This is a genomic window from Microvirga sp. HS2, assembly GCF_055792805.1.
Genome location: NZ_JBVVAJ010000014.1, coordinates 59,350 through 75,843, shown reverse-complemented (window position 1 = coordinate 75,843; position 16,494 = coordinate 59,350). Strand labels below are relative to the sequence as shown.

The following is a 16,494-nucleotide window of genomic DNA, read 5'->3' as shown; positions in this document are numbered from 1 at the left end:
AGGGTGACGCGCTGCAGGACGGACTCGTCCGCAGCTAACGGATTCCACGTAAAGCAGGCAAAAGGTGAGGAAACAAATGAGGATTGCTATCGCTGCTGCGTTGGCAGCCGCTCTGTCTGTGGTCAGCGTTCCGGCTCAGGCGCAGGTCGAAGTCGGCGTTATCAACAGCCTTTCAGGTAACTTCGCTGCATTCGGCGAACGTTATCGCACTGGTCTTCAGGTCGCGCTCGACGAAATCAATGCAAATGGGGGCATCAAGGGACAGCAGCTGACCCTGACGATCCAGGACGATCGGTCTGAAGCGAAGAGCGCGCTCGCCGCCGCGGAGAGCTTTGCAAGCAAGGGTGTTCCGCTTGTCATTGGCTCCTACGCTTCCTCGATCACAGGCCCGCTTGCGCAGTTCCTGACGCGCCAGAAGGTGCCGATGATCGTTCTGGGCAGCGCCGACGATAGCATTACGAAGCCAGGTTCACCGTGGGTATTCCGCGCGAAGCACAATTCCACGATCGTTGCGAAAGCCTATTTTGACTATTTCGATCATCTCAAGAGCACGAAGAAGGACGTGCCTCTCGAGACGGTCGCTATGCTGTACGGTAACGGCGCGTGGCCGACCTCTCTTGCCAAGGAAGGCAAACGCCTTGCGTCTGAACGCGGGTACAAGGTTGTGGGCGATCAAGCCTATGATCAGGGCGTTACCGACTTTCGGCCGATCCTGAACCGCTTCCGCGGCGCCAATCCGGACGTTCTCTATATCGTCTCCTATGCGGAGGACGGCGTCGCGATTACCCGCCAGATGCGTGAAGTTGGCCTGAACGCGAAGGTGATTGCAATTGATACGTCCGCGGCTCTCCCGAGCTTCGTTCAGCAGGTCGGAAAATCGGCTGACTACATTGCAACGGCCGTCAGCTGGAGCCAGGACGTGAAGTACCCCGGCGCTCAGGATCTCTACCAGCGCCTGAAGGCCAAGGCCGGCGGGGAACCCTCGTTCTATGAGGCAGAGGGTTATCTCGCCCTGATGGTCGCCGCCGACGCGCTGCGCCGCGCCGATCCGAAGTCGCGTGACTCCGTGCGCGAGGCGCTGGCTGCGACGGACATCACGACTCCTGTAACCACGGTGAACTTCAAGAGCGCCGACGGATTCCAGGGACAAAACCCGATCCGAAGCCTCATCCTGCAGATCCAAGACGGCAAGCACGTCACGGTGTTCCCGGACGATCTTTCTGCGAACCCGCCGCAGCATCCCACGCCGGAATGGTCAACCCGCTGATGCAATCGCACCGGCGGCTGTGCCGCCGGTGCGCTCGGAGCGGTAATAACATTTAAAGACTGGCTCGCCGCTGCGCATTACCGCGTAGCGGATCGATGCGCGACAGCAATCAGGAACAAGAATGGCCGGTTTAGATATTCTTCTGCAGAACGTCGCTAATGGCGTTCTGATGGGAGGCGTTTATGCCCTCATCGGAATTGGCCTGACCCTTGTGTTCGGGGTCATGCGAACGATCAACTTCGCGCACGGCGATTTCGTCGTGCTCGGCATGTACAGTGCCGTTCTCTTCAATGCCCTGCTCGGATGGGACCCGTATCTGTCCCTGCTTCTTGCGATGCCGATCGGCTTTTTCGTCGGTGTCGTCGTCGAGCGCTTCATCCTCTCGCGGGTCGTCGATGCACCGCCGGAATCGGCGCTTTTGGCAACGCTCGGAATTTCATTGATTATCGGCAACGCGATCCTGCTCACCTTCGGGGGCGAGCCGCGTTCCGTGCAGGTGTCGTATGCCTCGTCGACCTTCTCGATCGCCGGGGTCAACGTTTCCATGGTCCTGCTCCTCGCCGGTATCGCCACGGTGATCATGATCGCGGCGCTCTATACGCTGCTGAATCGGACTGAGATTGGCCGCGCCATTCGCGGCACTGCGGAAAACCGGCTCGGCGCCGAACTCGTCGGCATCGACACGCGGCGGATTCACAGCATCGTCTTCGGCCTCGGAGTAATGCTGGCGGTCATGGCCGGCGTCACGCTTATTCCGCTCCTGTTTGCGACCCCGACCAATACGGGGGCCGTGTTTACGCTGAAGGCCTTCGTCGTGACGGTCCTCGGCGGCTTGGGGAACGTCGGTGCGGCCATCGCCGGAGGCATCCTGCTGGGAGTGGTCGAGGTTCTGGGCGCATCTTACTTTTTGTCCGAGTACCGCGAGGCTTATGGATTGATTGCATTCCTGCTGATCTTGCTTTTCCGGCCTGAGGGCCTGTTTGGACGGACGGTGAAGCGCGTATGATAAAGCATCTCATTGGTCTGGGCGTGCTGCTCGCTGTCGGCATCGCCTATCCGGCCATCTTCCCCAACAACCTGATGATTGCGATCTCTGTCCTGCTGTTCGCGGGCTGGGCCACGTCCTGGGACCTGCTCGGCGGATGGAATGGTCAGGTGAGCCTTGGTCACGCATCGTTCGTGGGCCTCGGAGCCTATTTCGTTGCGATCGGGCAAAGCGAGTTCGGCCTTGCGCCCTGGTGGACGATGGCCATGGCGGCCGCTTTTGCAGCGGTCCTCGGCTACTTCTGGGGACGGCTGACCTTCAGCCTGCGCGGACCGTACTTTTCGCTCTCGACGATTGCGGTGGCGGAGATCCTCCGCTTGGTCGCCATCAACGAAGAATGGTTGACGGGAGGCGCGACGGGCGTCTTCATCGCGACGCTCCCGGAGCCTTTCGGCATCGATCTCTTCTCGCGAACGGCCCAATACTATATGGCGCTCGCTTTCGCGGCCGTGGTGATCGCTACGGTCATCGTGATCTCCCGGTCCCGGTTCGGCTATCAGCTGAGGGCTGTCCGTGAGGACGAGGATTCAGCCATGGCGTCGGGCATCGATCCGACGGCGACGAAGCTGAAGGCCTTCATGCTGTCGGCTGCACTCACGTCCATCGGCGGCGGCATTTACGGAATCGTGCTGGCTTTCATCGAGCCGCACGTCATTTTCGCCCTTCTCCTATCCGTTCAGATCGCCCTCACGGCCATTATCGGCGGGCGTGGCACGATCTGGGGACCAGCGGTCGGCGCCATTGTGCTGATAGGCGCTGGAGAGATGTTCCGCACCACATTCGCCGAGGCGAACATGCTGATCTACGGGATCCTGATTCTCGTGGTCGTGCTTTTCGTCCCCCGCGGCATCGTCGGGGAGTTTGCCCGCAGACATATTCGGAGGCTCTATGCCAAACGTGCTCAGGGCTGACGGCATCACCGTCAAATTCGGCGGGGTCACGGCCGTCAACAACGTGTCACTGTCTCTCGGCTCCGGCGAGATCCTCGGGCTGATCGGCCCGAACGGCGCCGGCAAGACGACCCTGTTCAATGCAGTGACGGGTTTTGCCCCCATGCATTCCGGCAAGATTACGTTGCTCGACAGGGACATCACGGCGTTACCGGCATTCAAGCGGACCCGTTTGGGCTTCGGCCGGACATTCCAGACCGAACGGCCCTTCGAGGAGCTGACGGTTCTGGAGAACGTGCTCGTCGCCGCTTTCCTGACGGTCGGCCGGCGGAGCGAGGCCGAGCGCCTCGCCATGAGCGTCCTCGAGCAGGTAGGACTGGCGGATCGCGCTCACCAGCCGGCGCTCGACCTCAACCTTGCCCGCCGCCGGCGGCTGGAACTGGCGAAGGCGCTCGCCGTGAAACCGAAGGTGATCTTTCTCGATGAAATCATGGCGGGTCTGAATCCCCCCGCGCTTCGCGAGATGATCGCCTTCGTGAGATCTTTGAGCGCGCAGGGTCTCGCGGTCCTGATGGTCGAGCACATCATGGAGGCGATCATCGAACTGTCCGATCATGTCATCGTGCTCGCCAGCGGCGAGAAGATCGCGGAGGGCACTCCGCAGCAGGTCACGAGCGATGAGCGCGTGATCGAAGCATATTTGGGGACCGATTGATGGGGGACACCATTCTGCAGGTCGACAAGGTCGACCTTGGCTACGGCGCGCTGAAGGTCGTATTCGGTGCGTCCCTTCATGTGAACCGCGGCGAACTGATTGGCCTCGTCGGAGGAAATGGCAGCGGCAAATCAACGATCCTCAGGGCGATCTCAGGCATGATTGCTCCCTGGAGCGGACGCATCCTGTTCGACGGTGAGGAGATCAAGGGTGCGCGGCCTCACCAGATGGCCCGTAAGGGGTTGGCCCATGTCCCGATGGGCCGTCAGTTGTTCCCGAACATGACGGTGCGGGAAAACCTGATGCTGGGGGCGTATCTGCCTGAAGCGAAGGCTGCGCGGCACGAGAATATGGCAAAGGTCGAGGCTCTCTTCCCGGACCTCATCCGTTACGCCGGCGCCATGGCGGGGCAATTGTCCGGCGGCCAGCAGCAAATGGTGGCAATCGCACGTGCGCTTATGCTCGGCCCCAAGATGTTGATCATGGATGAGCCAAGCCTCGGCCTGTCGCCGCTTTTCGTCAAAGAGGTGATGGCGGCCATCAGGCGAGTCGCGGAGACCGGTCTTCCTATCCTGTTGGTGGAGCAGAACGTGAAGCAAGTGCTGACTGTCAGCCATCGCGTTTACGTGCTCGAAAATGGCAAGCAGGTGCTCGATGGTCCCTCGGAGGAGCTACAGGGACACCCGATGATCCGGAAGGCTTATCTTGGCCTTTAACGCATCGTGCGGAAAAGTGGATTCGGTTTTCCGCTCCGAACGATGCGCCAGCATGAAGTGTAAGCATCGGATCAATCCCAAAAGTGGGTTCCGCTTTTGGGCCCGATGCTCTAGCCAGTGAGTGAGAAGTGCAGCGAGCCCGGCGCCCATGTGAGCCGGGCTCGTGAATACGAAGGCCGCAATGACCTCGCGGCCTTACCCTCATCACCGTCATAACGGAGTGGGGCAAACGAGGCCTCACCTAGAGCATCGTGCGGACCCGGCGGGCCGCGCAGCGAAAAGTGGACCCGGTTTTCCGCATTCAACGATGCTCTCGTCTCAGGCGAAAGCATTGGATGGGTCCCAAAAGTGCAAGTCCACTTTTCACGTCCGATGCTTTAGCGAGCCGAGCCCAGCAGGCGGTCGGCGATGGCTTGGTAAAGGGGCAATGTGGTTGGGTCGTTGGCGGCGTTCCCCGCTTCTGGATGCGAGGCAAACCGGGCAATGACAGCACGGGCGGCGGGGTCCACATAGAGGGATTGGCCGTACACGCCGCGTGCCATGAAAGCACCATTCTTGTTGTGGGTTACCCACCACATGCTCCGGTAGCTCCACCCGGCGAGCTGGGAATATCCAGCCTGTGCAAACGCGCTCTGGCTGCCGCCGCGACGGATGCTGTTCAATGCCGCTTCCGGGACGACTCGATTGCCGTCGACCATGCCTCCGTCGAGGAACAATTGCCCGATGCGTGCGAGGTCTCGGAGGCCTGCGTTGAAGCCGCCTCCGGCAAACGGTGTCCCGATGGAATCCACCGTGAAATAGGCTTCCAGATCGGCGCCGATCCGGCGCCAGATCCGCTCCGCCAGGAGATCGCTGACCGGCCGGCCGGTCACTCGGTTGAGGATCCAGCCCATGGCATCGGTATTCACCGTCTTATAGCCGAAGGCGGCACCGTGAGCCCCGCCTCGACGGACTGTGACCAGGTATTCGTAGTAGCTGCGGGCGCCCGCGTAATCAGCGGGCTTCGGCAGTGGATTGCCTGCCATCGCATGTCGCCACACGTCGGCTGTCGGGTCGGCGTAATCCTCGCTGAATTCGAGACTTGTGGTCATATCGAGGACCTGGCGAACGGTGGCATCTCCAAAGGCGCTTGCCGCAAGCTCGGGAACATAGGAATCGACGCGGCGATTCTCGTCGAGAGTGCCCTCGGCAATGAGGATTTCCGCAAGGAGGCCGATGAGCGATTTCGTGACCGACATCGCCGCATGCCTGTTCTGGTCCGAAAGACATCCGGCATAACGTTCGTAGACGATCCGTCCCTCGTGCAGGATGACGATTCCGTCCGTGAAGTTCCGATCGAACGCTTCCATGAACGTCATCGGCTCTGCTGCGCCTGTTGGAGTGAAGCGAACGGTTTCGATATCGTTCCGCTCCGCCCTCTCGAAAGGACGTGGCGCCCCCAGGCCTCGCGAAACCGGTTTCATCGGCATCAGCTGCTGAAAGTGGCACACGCTCCAACGCCATTGCGGGAAGGACTGATAACTGCCATCCGCAAAGCGGATAATCTTGTCCGGAGGCGGTGGAGAGCCTTGCATCCACCTCAAGACAATCGGATTGGACGTCTGCGCCGTCCATGCCGTCTGGGCCAGGGCATAGCCGGAAACGCTCACGTTAACGACCAGAGCGAGAGCGAGCAGGTGCCGCTTGCCCTTGAGAAGAAACATTGCCGCCCATCCTCCGCGCCGCATCCTCGGAATCGAATTGTTGCGGTCCAATATCGCCGGACTCTATGGCCTGAATACGGGTGCCTCAGGCACTGTTCATCAGTTCATGGGCAAAGTCTCTCATTGACGTGACGTTTTCAGGGGTGGCACCCTGAGCGCATACACGTCTGACGGAGCGTTGGCATGTACGATCCCGGACAGTTCCGTCTCGATGGTGATGTGGCTCTGGTCACGGGAGCCGGCGCCGGCATCGGCCGGGCCATTGCCCAGCTCTTCGCCGAGGCTGGCGCGGCCGTCGTGGTCAGCGACCTCGATGCACAGACGGCTCAGGCGGTTGCCGCCGAGATCACCCAGGTAGGCGGCCGAGCTGTGGGGATCGGCTGCAACGTCACGCAGGAGGCCGATCTGCAGGCCGCAATCCAGGCCGCCATCGACCGCTTCGGCGCGCTCACGATCCTCGTCAACAACGCCGGCGGCGGCGGTCCCAAGCCCTTCGACATGCCGATGGCGGATTTCCGCTGGGCATTCGAGCTCAACCTGTTCTCGCTCTTTCGCCTGTCGCAGCTGGCAGCGCCGCACATGGCGGCGAAGGGGCGTGGCGCGATCCTCAACATCTCGTCCATGGCCGGCGAGAACCGGAACATGCGGATGGCCTCCTACGGCTCGTCCAAGGCGGCGGTGAACCACCTGACCCGGAACATCGCCTTCGACCTCGGTCCGCAGGGCATTCGCGTCAATGCCATCGCGCCCGGCGCGATCCGCACCGACGCACTGGCGCGCGTGCTCACGCCGGAGGTCGAGAAGACGATGCTGCGGCACACCCCGCTCGGACGCCTGGGGCGGCCCGAGGACATCGCCAACGCCGCCCTGTTTTTCTGTTCGCCAGCCGCGTCATGGATCAGCGGCCAGGTGCTCACCGTCTCGGGCGGGGGCGTTCAGGAACTGGACTGACATTATGGATGATACCCGTAGGCCGCCGACAATGTCGCAAGTGGAAATGTCACGTCAGCCAGGTAGGTCATGGAGCGGCCGGCGCACCCGAACGGTCGGACGCTCTCCGGGACGTTGTGATGATGTCGGGTGCGCGATCGTCCTGAGCCTCTCAGGCTGCCAATAGCCACTCCCGCAACTTCGTCCAGCGTCTCTTCATCTGGCCGCCTCTGACGGCGATGGCGACGGCCTTCTTCTGCCCCACCAGCACGACCAGGCGCTTGCCTCGGGTAACGCCGGTATAGAGCAGATTGCGGGCCAGCATCGTAAAGTGCTGCGTCACCACCGGGATGATCACGGCGGGATACTCCGAGCCCTGCGACTTGTGGATCGTGGTGGCATAGGCGGGCACCAGCGTGTCGAGTTCGCCGAACGGATATGACACCTCCCGCCCATCGAAGGAGGCGATCAGAGCACCCTCCTCGTCGTCGATCCGGACGACCATTCCGAGGTCACCGTTGAACACCTCCCGGTCGTAGTCGTTCTGGGTTTCCATCACTCGGTCACCGGGCGAGAAGCGCCAGCCGAACCGCTCGACCTTGGCAGGAGGATCGGGGTTGAGCACCTCCTGAAGCCGGATGTTGAGGTTGCGGGCACCAAGCACGCCCCGGTTCATCGGGCAGAGCACCTGTATGTCCTTCATCGGATCGAGCCCGAACCGGCGCGGCATGCGCTCCCTGATCATCTGGATGATCTTCGGCACCCCTTCTTCGGGATCGTCGATCTCGACAAAATAGAAGTCGCTCTCTTCCCCAGCCTTGGGTGACTCGGGCATCTGGCCCTTGTTGATCCGATGGGCGTTCACCACGATGCGGCTCTCTGCGGCTTGCCGGAAGACCTCGGTCAGCCGCGCCACCGGAATTCGCTCAGAGGCAATGATGTCGGCCAGCACCTGCCCCGAACCGACAGAGGGCAACTGGTCCACGTCGCCCACCAGCAGCAATCCCGCATGCGCCGGGATGGCTTTGGTCAGAGCGTTCATCAGCGGCACATCCACCATTGAGGTCTCGTCCACCACCAGCAGGTCGCAGTCGAGTGGGTTTTCCTCATTGCGCGAGAAGCCGCCATGCTTGGGGTCGATCTCCAGCAGCCGGTGGATGGTCTTGGCCTCCAGTCCGGTCTGCTCCGTCATCCGTTTGGCCGCGCGTCCGGTCGGGGCTGCCAGCGCGACCTTGACGCCCTTGGCGACCAGCAGGCGCAGGATCGTGTCGAGCAGCGTCGTCTTGCCGACGCCGGGGCCACCGGTCACCACCGCCACTTTGGACCCGAGCACCAGTTTGAGAGCCTCGCGCTGCGAGGTCGCCAGGATCTTGCCCGTGCGGTCCTCCACCCAGGGAATGGCCTTGTCGAGGTCGATCTCCGGCCAGGGCGGCGGGCCGGAGGCCCGCGCGATCAGCCGGGCAGCGATGGCCTGCTCGGCCAGATAGAGGCCTTTGAGAAACAGGCAGGTCTCGTCACCGATCGTGTCCGAGACGACCTCACCCTTGGCCAGCTCCTCGACGACGGCCGTGCGAATGAGAGCCTCATCCACCTCGAGCAGCTGTTCGGCCAGTCGCGTGAGCGCCTCGACCGGCAGCGCGCAGTGCCCCTCGTCGGTGGCGGTCTGAAGCGCGAATGAAATGCCCGCCCGGATGCGCTGCGGAGCCGTCTTCTCCATTCCGAGCTTGGCCGCAATGGCATCCGCCGTTCGAAAGCCGATGCCGCGCACGTCTTTGGCCAGCCGGTACGGATCCTCGGTCATCACCTGGATGGCCTCGTAGCCGTAGGTCTTGAAGATGCGCACCGCCCGCGCCGTGCCGACCCCATGCGCGTGCAGGAAGATCATGATCTCCCGCACCGCCTTCTGCTCGGCCCAGCCAGAGACGATGCGCGAGGCGCGCATCGGACCGATCCCCGGTACCTCGGTCAATCGCTCGGGCGCGGCTTCGATGATCTCGAAGGTGTCCGCGCCGAAGGCCGCCACGATCCGTTTCGCCATGGCCGGTCCGATGCCGCGCATCTGACCCGAGGCGAGATACTTCTCGATCCCCTCGACGCCAGTCGGCGGGGTGGTCTTGAGCATCGCGGCCTTGAACTGAAGCCCGTGTGTGCGGTCGCTGATCCATGAGCCGCTCGCCGTGATCCACTCCCCCGCCGACACCGCCGGGGTATGGCCGACAATCGTCACATGGTCGCGCTTGCCTCGGACATGGACCTTCAGGACAGCGAAGCCATTCTCCGGATTATGGAAGGTGACGCGCTCGACCGAGCCTGCGAGGGTCTCCGGAACAGGTCGCTGATCAGTTCGTGACGGTTGGAACATCGGGTTCATTGCTGTTGGCGGGACGGTCGAGGCGAGCAGCGGAAGGCCAGGCCATCCCGTGATCTTTGTCTGCGCTCAAATTGTGTTCTTTTGCGACGCTGAACAATGGGCAACGGACATAAAGCGGATGCTCACGAAGCTCCCGAGCGGTCGATCGGGACGCTGTCGGCGAAAGTCGCGATTGGACAATCGCCCCGTGCCAGCCGTGAGCCAGCCGGGAGAAGCGAGGCCCCGGGACGAACTTTGATCTCCTCCACCTTCCATTCCCGCGCTACAAGGGTGAGAGCCCGCATCGGCAAAGGAGCAGATCATGTGGCCGGATCACCGCATTCAGGACCTCTTCGAGATTGAATTACCGATCATCCAGGCTCCCATGGCCGGCTCGGTCGGGTCCGAGATGGTGATTGCCGTTTGTGAAGCAGGAGGACTTGGCTCTCTGCCCTGCGCGATGCTCAATCCGGAGCAGATGCGAGCCGAGATCGGGATTATTCGCCAGAGGACCTCCCGGCCCATCAACCTCAACTTCTTCTGTCATCGCCCGCCGCAGGCCGATGCGGCTCGCGAAGATGCCTGGAAGAGGCGACTGGAGAGCTACTATCTCGAACTTGGACTCGATCCGCGAGCACCTGTGCCGGCAGCGGCCCGTGCCCCTTTCGACAGCGCGATGTGCGACATTGTCGAGGAGTTCAAGCCTCAGGTCGTCAGCTTCCACTTCGGCCTGCCCGAACGCGCTCTCCTGGACCGGGTCAGAGCGAGCGGCGCAAAGATCATCTCGTCGGCCACGACAGTGGATGAGGCGCGGTGGCTGGAGGCTCAGGGGTGTGACGCGATCATCGCCCAGGGCTACGAGGCCGGTGGGCACCGCGGCATCTTCCTGACCAACGACATCTCCACTCAGGCAGGCACGATGGCACTGGTGCCGCAGGTTGCGGATGCTGTGAAAGTCCCGGTGATCGCCGCTGGCGGCATTGCCGATGCGCGCGGCATCATCGCGGCTTTCGTCCTCGGAGCCTCGGCGGTCCAGATCGGAACGGCTTACCTGTTCTGCCCTGAAGCCAAAGTCAGCCCGCTTCATCGTGACGCCCTCAAGCGGGCGAAGGACAACGACACGGTTCTCACGAACGTGTTCACGGGCCGGCCCGCGCGTGGGATCGTCAACCGCGTTGTCCGGGAGGTCGGCCGCATGTCGGAGCTTGCCCCGGAGTTTCCCTTGGCGTCCGGAGCGTTAGCGCCGCTGCGGGCCAAAGCTGAAGCCGCAGGGTCGGAGGACTTCTCGCCCTTATGGTCTGGACAGGCTGCAGCCTTTGGCCGAGCCGTTCCCGCTGGCGATCTGACGCGGCAGCTTGGTCAGGGCTCTCTTACGCTCCTGTCGCGCTTAGCTCCTGCGGGTGTCTCGACATCCGCATGATCATGCCGCGTGCGTTGCGGGGATCCGGAAGCCGAGGGACATTTCCGAGGAGCATTGCCGTCGCCTGTGCGACGACGTGCCGTTCCTGAAGAAGATCGACGTGCTCGCTGTCTGGTATTTGCCTGCTGCTAACCGTGGCGGTTCGCGTAGCGGCGCTTCTTGGTAAGGTTCTTCAGACCCTCAATCGTCTTGGCGGGGGCAATCACCTCCCTGTAGCGGCGCGTATGCTTCTTGAACGATGGTCTCATGCGAGCCTTACCTGCCATCGGGTCCCTCCTTTTCGCTGACCGCAGCATGAAATCATATCGAACCCAAAAGAGATACCTCATCCCAAGTGGGTAGTTCGAGCTTCGATGGCAGCGTCTGACAGCAGTGATATGATGATTTCGGCCCTGACTGCGCGGAGAGACATCATGCGCGCCCACGTCCTTCTGACTATCATCGGTCTATGCCTGCCGGTTTCTGCCATGGCGCAGGACAAGGCGATCATCCAAGGCCTGAACGATCAGTTCATCAGAGCCTTCAACACCGGCGATATCGCGGCAGTTGCCGCCCACTATACCGAGGATGCGACCATCCTTCCGCCCGGAAACGAGATGGTGATGGGCAGGAACGCGATCCTGACGTTCTGGAAAGCTGCCTCCGAGCAGGTCGGCGACATGAAGCTCACAGCGATGGACGTGAAGCCGCTCGGGAGCAACGCAGCCCGCGAGATCGGGACCTTCTCTCTCCGCACGAAAGCGTCGCAATCAAAGGAAGTTATCGGCAAGTATGTCGTCATCTGGGAGAAGGTCGGAGACGACTGGAAAATCGCCACCGACATCTGGAACATGAACAAGTAATCCGGCGATCGATTGCCCGACGACGGCTGAGCCTTAACCCGGCAGATGGCGCCTCTTGACGTTAATGCAACAATGCTTTCAAGGCCGGAGCAGTTAAGTGGATGGCTCCATGCCGGCATCGGCCGTCCGTGTGTCCGGGAGAACGACGACCGGAGTTCCGACGGGGATGCGGCTGTAAAGGTCAAGGATGTCGGGATTGAGCATGCGGATGCAGCCGCTCGATACCGCCTCGCCGATCGTGTCGGGCTCGGTCGTGCCGTGGATCCGGTACAAGGTGTCCCGACCGTCCTGGAAGAGATAGAGCGCCCGCGGCCCAAGGGGGTTGTCCGGTCCCGGAGGCATGCCGTTCGCCCAGGGCTTGTTGCGCTCGGGATCGCGCTTGATCATCGCGGTGGTGGGTGTCCAGCGAGGCCATTCGGCCTTGCGGCCCACCTGTGCCCGTCCGGCCCATTTCATGCCCTCGGCGCCCACGCCGATGCCGTAGCGGATCGCACGTCCGTTCTCCCGCACCAGGTACAGGTGGCGGTTGGCTGTGTCGACCACGACGGTGCCGGGCCGTTCCGGGGTGTCATAGGCGACCTCTTGCCTGAGGAATTGCGGATCGACGGTTGAGATATCCGTGGCGGGTAGGGGAAACTTCTCGTTCGGCAGGGAACCGTACATGGCGACGTAGGTCGGATGTGGCGCCTTGAGATCGGCGTCCTGAGGTGTCTGCGTCGAGACGCAGCCTGCCAGCATCAGCGTCAGTATCGCTGGGCCGATCACCACGAGGCGCGTGGAACGAGCGTGACGGGAGCGGAGACGGAAAGGAGACATGGAATGATTTTGCTTTTGTCAGAAGGTTGAGGAGATGGCATCCGCGCGTGCGGATGTGCAGCCGGAGTTGCACGCAGGCGTGGTGGGGCGGGGTTCGGCGGGTGACCGTTGGCGCCCGCTTACAGAGCGGGCAACAGGCCCGGGAATGCGGGCGCGCAGACCGAGACGGCCGGGCGTCGGCGCGCATGAGGATCGCATGGAGAAGGCATGATCAGGCTCCCAAAGGGCTCCGTACGCGGATTGCGCGCGGGCCCCCTCTGTCATTGGCCTGAGAGCTTCATCGCAGCCGGCTTGATCGGCAGCGACTTACACCGTGGGCGGGAGCGGGATGCTCCGCTTTTCAGAGTGTTTCACCAGCAAGCGGTCCGTGGTGCCTGAGAGTTTCCGGGGCGGTTGCTCCTTCGGCGGCCAGCACGCTGGCTCTCTCCCGCTTGCAGTGGTTCGCAACCTAAGTCCGTTTGGGGCAGAATTGTGAAGCTTGGACGCGGCCCGCGCCCCTTGCTGCCGATCCGCACCAGAAGGCGCGGCCCTGTTGCGGAATGGGCACACGGCGCAGAGCGACATCACCGATTGCGGCCGAGACGATCTCACCCTTGGCCAGCGCCTCGACGAAGGAGCCCGACCAGTTCAGGCTCGACCCGTCACACGATCTCGCGGGACCATGCCTCTAATGCTTGGAGGAATCCGTCCGCGCCTCGACGATTTCACTCACCGCCCATTTGGAGGACTGGGCTGTCCCACCCCCTTTGGGCTTCTCCTTTTTCGGCTTCTTCGCTTCCCGGTTTCCATGCTGTTCGCGGTGTGCCATGACCGTCTCCTTCCACATCCAGGATCGTCTCGGGGACTCAGCGGATCACGCCGCCGAATGGTAGCATATCCGGGGCCGGATGACGTGCCTGATCCGAAGCGCCGAAGCCGCAGGGCCATGACGCACCCCGTCTGTCGGCGGCGATTTCAGAACGCCTGTAACGCTCGCGCCCGATGCTCGTTCGGATCAGCGCTGTTCGCGGCCATGCACCTGCGCCGGCGGAGCGGTGGCTTCGACGGCCGTGAAGGTCTCCAGGATCCGGTAGGTGTGCTCGGCACCGGCAGGGACCACCCACGAGTCGCCCGGCTCGAGCCTGACCGTTTGTCCTTCGACGACCAGTTCAGCTCGTCCTGCGATCACGTAGCCGACCACCTCGTATTCGTGCCTGTGCGCGGGCTTGTCCCGGGTTGGCTCCTCATCGCGCCAGAGCCGCATGGAGACGCGCTTGCCGGACGCGAGATAGACCTCGCCTTGATCGCCTGTGGGCGAGTGGGCACTGCTGACCTTCTTCACGCTCGTGTCGGTCATCCGCTCCTCCTGTCTCTCGCCGGGAAACGGGTCTGGCGCCCGCCGCGTTCCCCCGCCGTCCGCATGAGCGGCCTTTTCGCGTCAGGCAGCGGGAACGAGGCATGGCGAAGGATGAGCCGTCGAGACGCGTTCGGTCGTCAGCGGTCGATTTCACCTCGTGTGCGTCCGGGCCGCGGCCGATAACGCGGCAGGGACCAGTCCCACTGCAAGGCCGCCGCCCGGATCGCGAACGCGACGAGAAAGCCGCTGGCCAGCGCGTATTCCCGCGCGATCCCCGCAAGCGCCAGCGCGACGAAGATCGCCGCTCCCACCAGTGCCGCCGACGCATAGATCTCGCGGCTGAGAATGACCGGGCTTTCGCCGCCGAGGACATCCCTGACGATGCCGCCGAAGGTGGCTGTGATCACGCCCATGGCCACGGCCACGACGGGGCCGGTCTCGGCCAGCAGCGCCTTCTCGGCTCCCGTGACCGCGAACAGGGCCATGCCGATCGCATCGAACCAAAGGAGGAGCTTGAGCCGTGACTGCGGGATATAAGCGAGGAAGAACACCGCGCACGAGACCAATACGCAGGCGATCAGATAGGTCGGCTCCTTCACCCAGAAGACCGGGAGCGCGTTGATGAGGGTGTCGCGGATCGTTCCGCCGCCGATCCCGGTCGCCGTGCCGAGAAGCGCAAAGCCGACCAGGTCCATCTGCTTGCGCGAGGCGACGAGTGCACCGCTCGTCGCAAACACGATGATCCCGAACCAGTCGAGCATGGCGGCGAAGGTATCGAACATCTCTCACGTTTCCAACAAGAAGGGCGGGTCATCGAGCGGTTGTCGTCCAGGGATGGATTCCCAGCAACGGCAGGGTCTCGCTCATGACCTGCCGTGTGACCGGTACGGCATTCCACCCCGAGGTCCGGAAGCCGAAGGTTTCCGGGAGGCCGCGGGGCTCGTCGAGGATCGTCAAGAACAGGTAGCGCGGCACATCGATGGGGGCGACACCGACGAAGAATGTCATGACCTTCTCCTTCGAATAGGCGCCGCCCACAACCTTCTCGGATGTGCCGGTCTTGCCGCCGATCCGCATCGGAACGAGCGCGGCGCGACGGGCCGATCCCGCCTCGACGTTCAGGCGCATCAGGTCGCGCATCGCGTCGGCGGTTTCAGACTTGATCACCTCGTCGGCGCGGAGGCGGTCGCCGACCCCGCGCCCTGCGAGGAAGGTCGGGGTGATCAGGTCGCCGCCGTTGACCAGGGCGGCCACCGCCATGGCGGCCTGGAGCGGCGTGACCGCGATGCCGTGCCCGAACGCGACCGTCGCGGTCGTGACATCGCTCCAACGCGACGGCAGGATGGGCGTGGAGCTCTCGGCGAGCTCCGTCCGGATCTTGTCGAACTGTCCCAACGTCTTCAGGAACGACCGGAATCTCTCCGCGCCGATGGCCAGCGCCATCCGGCCCATGGCGATGTTCGACGAGTAGATGAAGCTCTCGGGCAGCGTCAGGACCCGTTTCTTGCCGCGGAAATCGTCGATGCTGGCGCCGCCGACCGTAAGCGGCCGGCTGACGTCGAAGGTGGAGCCCAGCGTGAACAGCCCGGTGTCTAGCGCGAGTGCCGTGGTGATGGCCTTGTAGATCGATCCCATCTCGTAGCGTCCGACCTGCATCCGGTTGATCCGGTCCGGTCGCAGCGCCAGGCCGGGTTCGTTCGGATCGAAGTCGGGCAGCGACACGAGCGCGAGCACCTCTCCGTTGGTGACGTCGAGGACGAGGCCGGCGGCGGCGATGGCCCCATAGGTCTCGACAGCGGTGCGCAGGTGTTCGGCGTAAACGTGCTGGATGCGAAGGTCGATGCTCAGACGAACGGGTGGCGCGACAGGCTCCGTCCGCGCCAAGCCGGGTGCCGGCTTCGGGATCGCCATCGTGGCGTCGATCCATTTCTCGATGCCCGCCAGGCCCCGGTTGTCGATATCGACCGTGCCGAGAACATGCGCTGCCGCCGCTCCGTTGGGATAGACGCGGGTCGGCTCGTGTCGCAGGTGGATGCCCGCGAGGCCCAGCGACCAGACGCGGTCGGCCACCGAGGGCGTCAGCGAGCGCTTGATCCAGGCGAAGCCCGAACCTGACGTGAGTTTCCGGCGCAGATCGCGAGGGTCGAGGTCATCGAACACTTCGATCAATCCCTCGATCGCCTCGTCCACATCGATGATCCGCCGCGGCTCCGCATAGACCGAGAAGGCCTTCAGCTCCTTGGCGAGCAGAACGCCGTTCCGGTCGACGATATCGGGCCGCGTGCGCTGGACCAGGTCCGGGGAGGCCGTGCGCGGCGCGGCCGGGTCGAGGCCGAACGCGACGAGCCGCACCGCAATGACGGCGAACAGGCCGACGAACCCGAGGGCCGCCAGCCGGATCCGGTCGGGAGCGCGCTCGAGCGCGAGCTTGAACAGAGGCCGAACCATCGCTTCACCTGCCGCG

The 16,494-nt window shown here is 63.2% G+C and carries 16 protein-coding genes and 1 riboswitch; of the genes, 8 read left to right on the top strand and 8 right to left on the bottom strand.

All coding sequences use genetic code 11. The annotated features are described in order from the left end of the window. Positions 1-76: 76 nt before the first annotated feature. From ACS5Q0_RS14145 to ACS5Q0_RS14125, 5 genes are all read left to right on the top strand, one after another. Positions 77-1,267, top strand: coding sequence for an ABC transporter substrate-binding protein (locus ACS5Q0_RS14145; RefSeq protein ID WP_473127284.1), 1,191 nt, complete (start codon positions 77-79; stop codon positions 1,265-1,267). 121 nt (positions 1,268-1,388) lie between these two features. After that, entirely contained in the window at positions 1,389-2,273 is an 885-nt protein-coding gene (locus ACS5Q0_RS14140) for a branched-chain amino acid ABC transporter permease (protein ID WP_473127283.1), read from the top strand. Next, a complete protein-coding gene (locus ACS5Q0_RS14135) occupies positions 2,270-3,223 on the top strand; it encodes a branched-chain amino acid ABC transporter permease (RefSeq protein WP_473127282.1) in 954 nt (317 codons plus the stop codon). Before ACS5Q0_RS14140 ends, ACS5Q0_RS14135 begins: the two co-directional genes overlap by 4 nt. Then, positions 3,201-3,917: an ABC transporter ATP-binding protein gene (locus tag ACS5Q0_RS14130; protein WP_473127281.1), complete on the top strand. Its 717-nt coding sequence runs from the start codon at positions 3,201-3,203 to the stop codon at positions 3,915-3,917. The genes ACS5Q0_RS14135 and ACS5Q0_RS14130 overlap by 23 nt, the downstream gene beginning before the upstream one ends. Further along, positions 3,917-4,633 carry an ABC transporter ATP-binding protein gene (locus ACS5Q0_RS14125; protein ID WP_473127280.1) on the top strand — a complete coding sequence of 239 codons (717 nt, stop codon included), beginning with the start codon at positions 3,917-3,919 and terminating at the stop codon, positions 4,631-4,633. The genes ACS5Q0_RS14130 and ACS5Q0_RS14125 overlap by 1 nt, the downstream gene beginning before the upstream one ends. Positions 4,634-5,010: 377 nt before the next feature. On the opposite strand, the gene ACS5Q0_RS14120 is transcribed toward ACS5Q0_RS14125, so the two are convergent. Next, positions 5,011-6,336 carry a serine hydrolase domain-containing protein gene (locus ACS5Q0_RS14120; RefSeq protein WP_473127279.1) on the bottom strand — a complete coding sequence of 442 codons (1,326 nt, stop codon included), beginning with the start codon at positions 6,334-6,336 and terminating at the stop codon, positions 5,011-5,013. 183 nt (positions 6,337-6,519) lie between these two features. Between ACS5Q0_RS14120 and hdhA the strand changes: the two genes are divergently transcribed. Continuing rightward, entirely contained in the window at positions 6,520-7,287 is a 768-nt protein-coding gene (gene hdhA / locus ACS5Q0_RS14115; protein ID WP_473127278.1) for a 7-alpha-hydroxysteroid dehydrogenase, read from the top strand. A 151-nt stretch (positions 7,288-7,438) separates the two neighbouring features. Here hdhA and recD2 read toward each other — a convergent pair whose 3' ends face one another. Then, positions 7,439-9,637 (bottom strand): SF1B family DNA helicase RecD2, encoded by a 2,199-nt coding sequence (recD2, locus tag ACS5Q0_RS14110; RefSeq protein ID WP_473127277.1) that lies wholly within the window; start codon positions 9,635-9,637, stop codon positions 7,439-7,441. Between the two features lie 301 nt (positions 9,638-9,938). On the opposite strand from recD2, the gene ACS5Q0_RS14105 reads away from it, so the two are divergent. Then, a complete protein-coding gene (locus ACS5Q0_RS14105) occupies positions 9,939-11,036 on the top strand; it encodes an NAD(P)H-dependent flavin oxidoreductase (RefSeq protein ID WP_473127276.1) in 1,098 nt (365 codons plus the stop codon). A gap of 128 nt (positions 11,037-11,164) precedes the next feature. Here ACS5Q0_RS14105 and ACS5Q0_RS14100 read toward each other — a convergent pair whose 3' ends face one another. After that, positions 11,165-11,302, bottom strand: coding sequence for a hypothetical protein (locus tag ACS5Q0_RS14100; protein WP_473127275.1), 138 nt, complete (start codon positions 11,300-11,302; stop codon positions 11,165-11,167). Positions 11,303-11,449: 147 nt separating this feature from the next. Here ACS5Q0_RS14100 and ACS5Q0_RS14095 point away from each other — a divergent pair, with 147 nt between their 5' ends. Beyond that, positions 11,450-11,878, top strand: a complete 429-nt coding sequence (locus ACS5Q0_RS14095; RefSeq protein WP_473127274.1) for a YybH family protein — start codon at positions 11,450-11,452, stop codon at positions 11,876-11,878. A 93-nt stretch (positions 11,879-11,971) separates the two neighbouring features. Here ACS5Q0_RS14095 and ACS5Q0_RS14090 read toward each other — a convergent pair whose 3' ends face one another. The 5 genes from ACS5Q0_RS14090 to ACS5Q0_RS14070 form a co-directional block, all read right to left on the bottom strand. Then, complete coding sequence (locus ACS5Q0_RS14090; protein WP_473127273.1) at positions 11,972-12,694, bottom strand: L,D-transpeptidase; 723 nt, start codon at positions 12,692-12,694, stop codon at positions 11,972-11,974. Between the two features lie 351 nt (positions 12,695-13,045). Beyond that, a riboswitch (glycine riboswitch) is annotated at positions 13,046-13,134 on the bottom strand. 227 nt (positions 13,135-13,361) lie between these two features. Further along, entirely contained in the window at positions 13,362-13,502 is a 141-nt protein-coding gene (locus ACS5Q0_RS14085) for a hypothetical protein (protein WP_473127272.1), read from the bottom strand. Between the two features lie 186 nt (positions 13,503-13,688). Continuing rightward, positions 13,689-14,030 carry a cupin domain-containing protein gene (locus ACS5Q0_RS14080; protein ID WP_473127271.1) on the bottom strand — a complete coding sequence of 114 codons (342 nt, stop codon included), beginning with the start codon at positions 14,028-14,030 and terminating at the stop codon, positions 13,689-13,691. Between the two features lie 137 nt (positions 14,031-14,167). Next, positions 14,168-14,812 (bottom strand): trimeric intracellular cation channel family protein, encoded by a 645-nt coding sequence (locus tag ACS5Q0_RS14075; RefSeq protein WP_473127270.1) that lies wholly within the window; start codon positions 14,810-14,812, stop codon positions 14,168-14,170. Positions 14,813-14,840: 28 nt separating this feature from the next. Continuing rightward, positions 14,841-16,478, bottom strand: a complete 1,638-nt coding sequence (locus tag ACS5Q0_RS14070; protein ID WP_473127269.1) for a peptidoglycan D,D-transpeptidase FtsI family protein — start codon at positions 16,476-16,478, stop codon at positions 14,841-14,843. Positions 16,479-16,494: the final 16 nt, after the last annotated feature.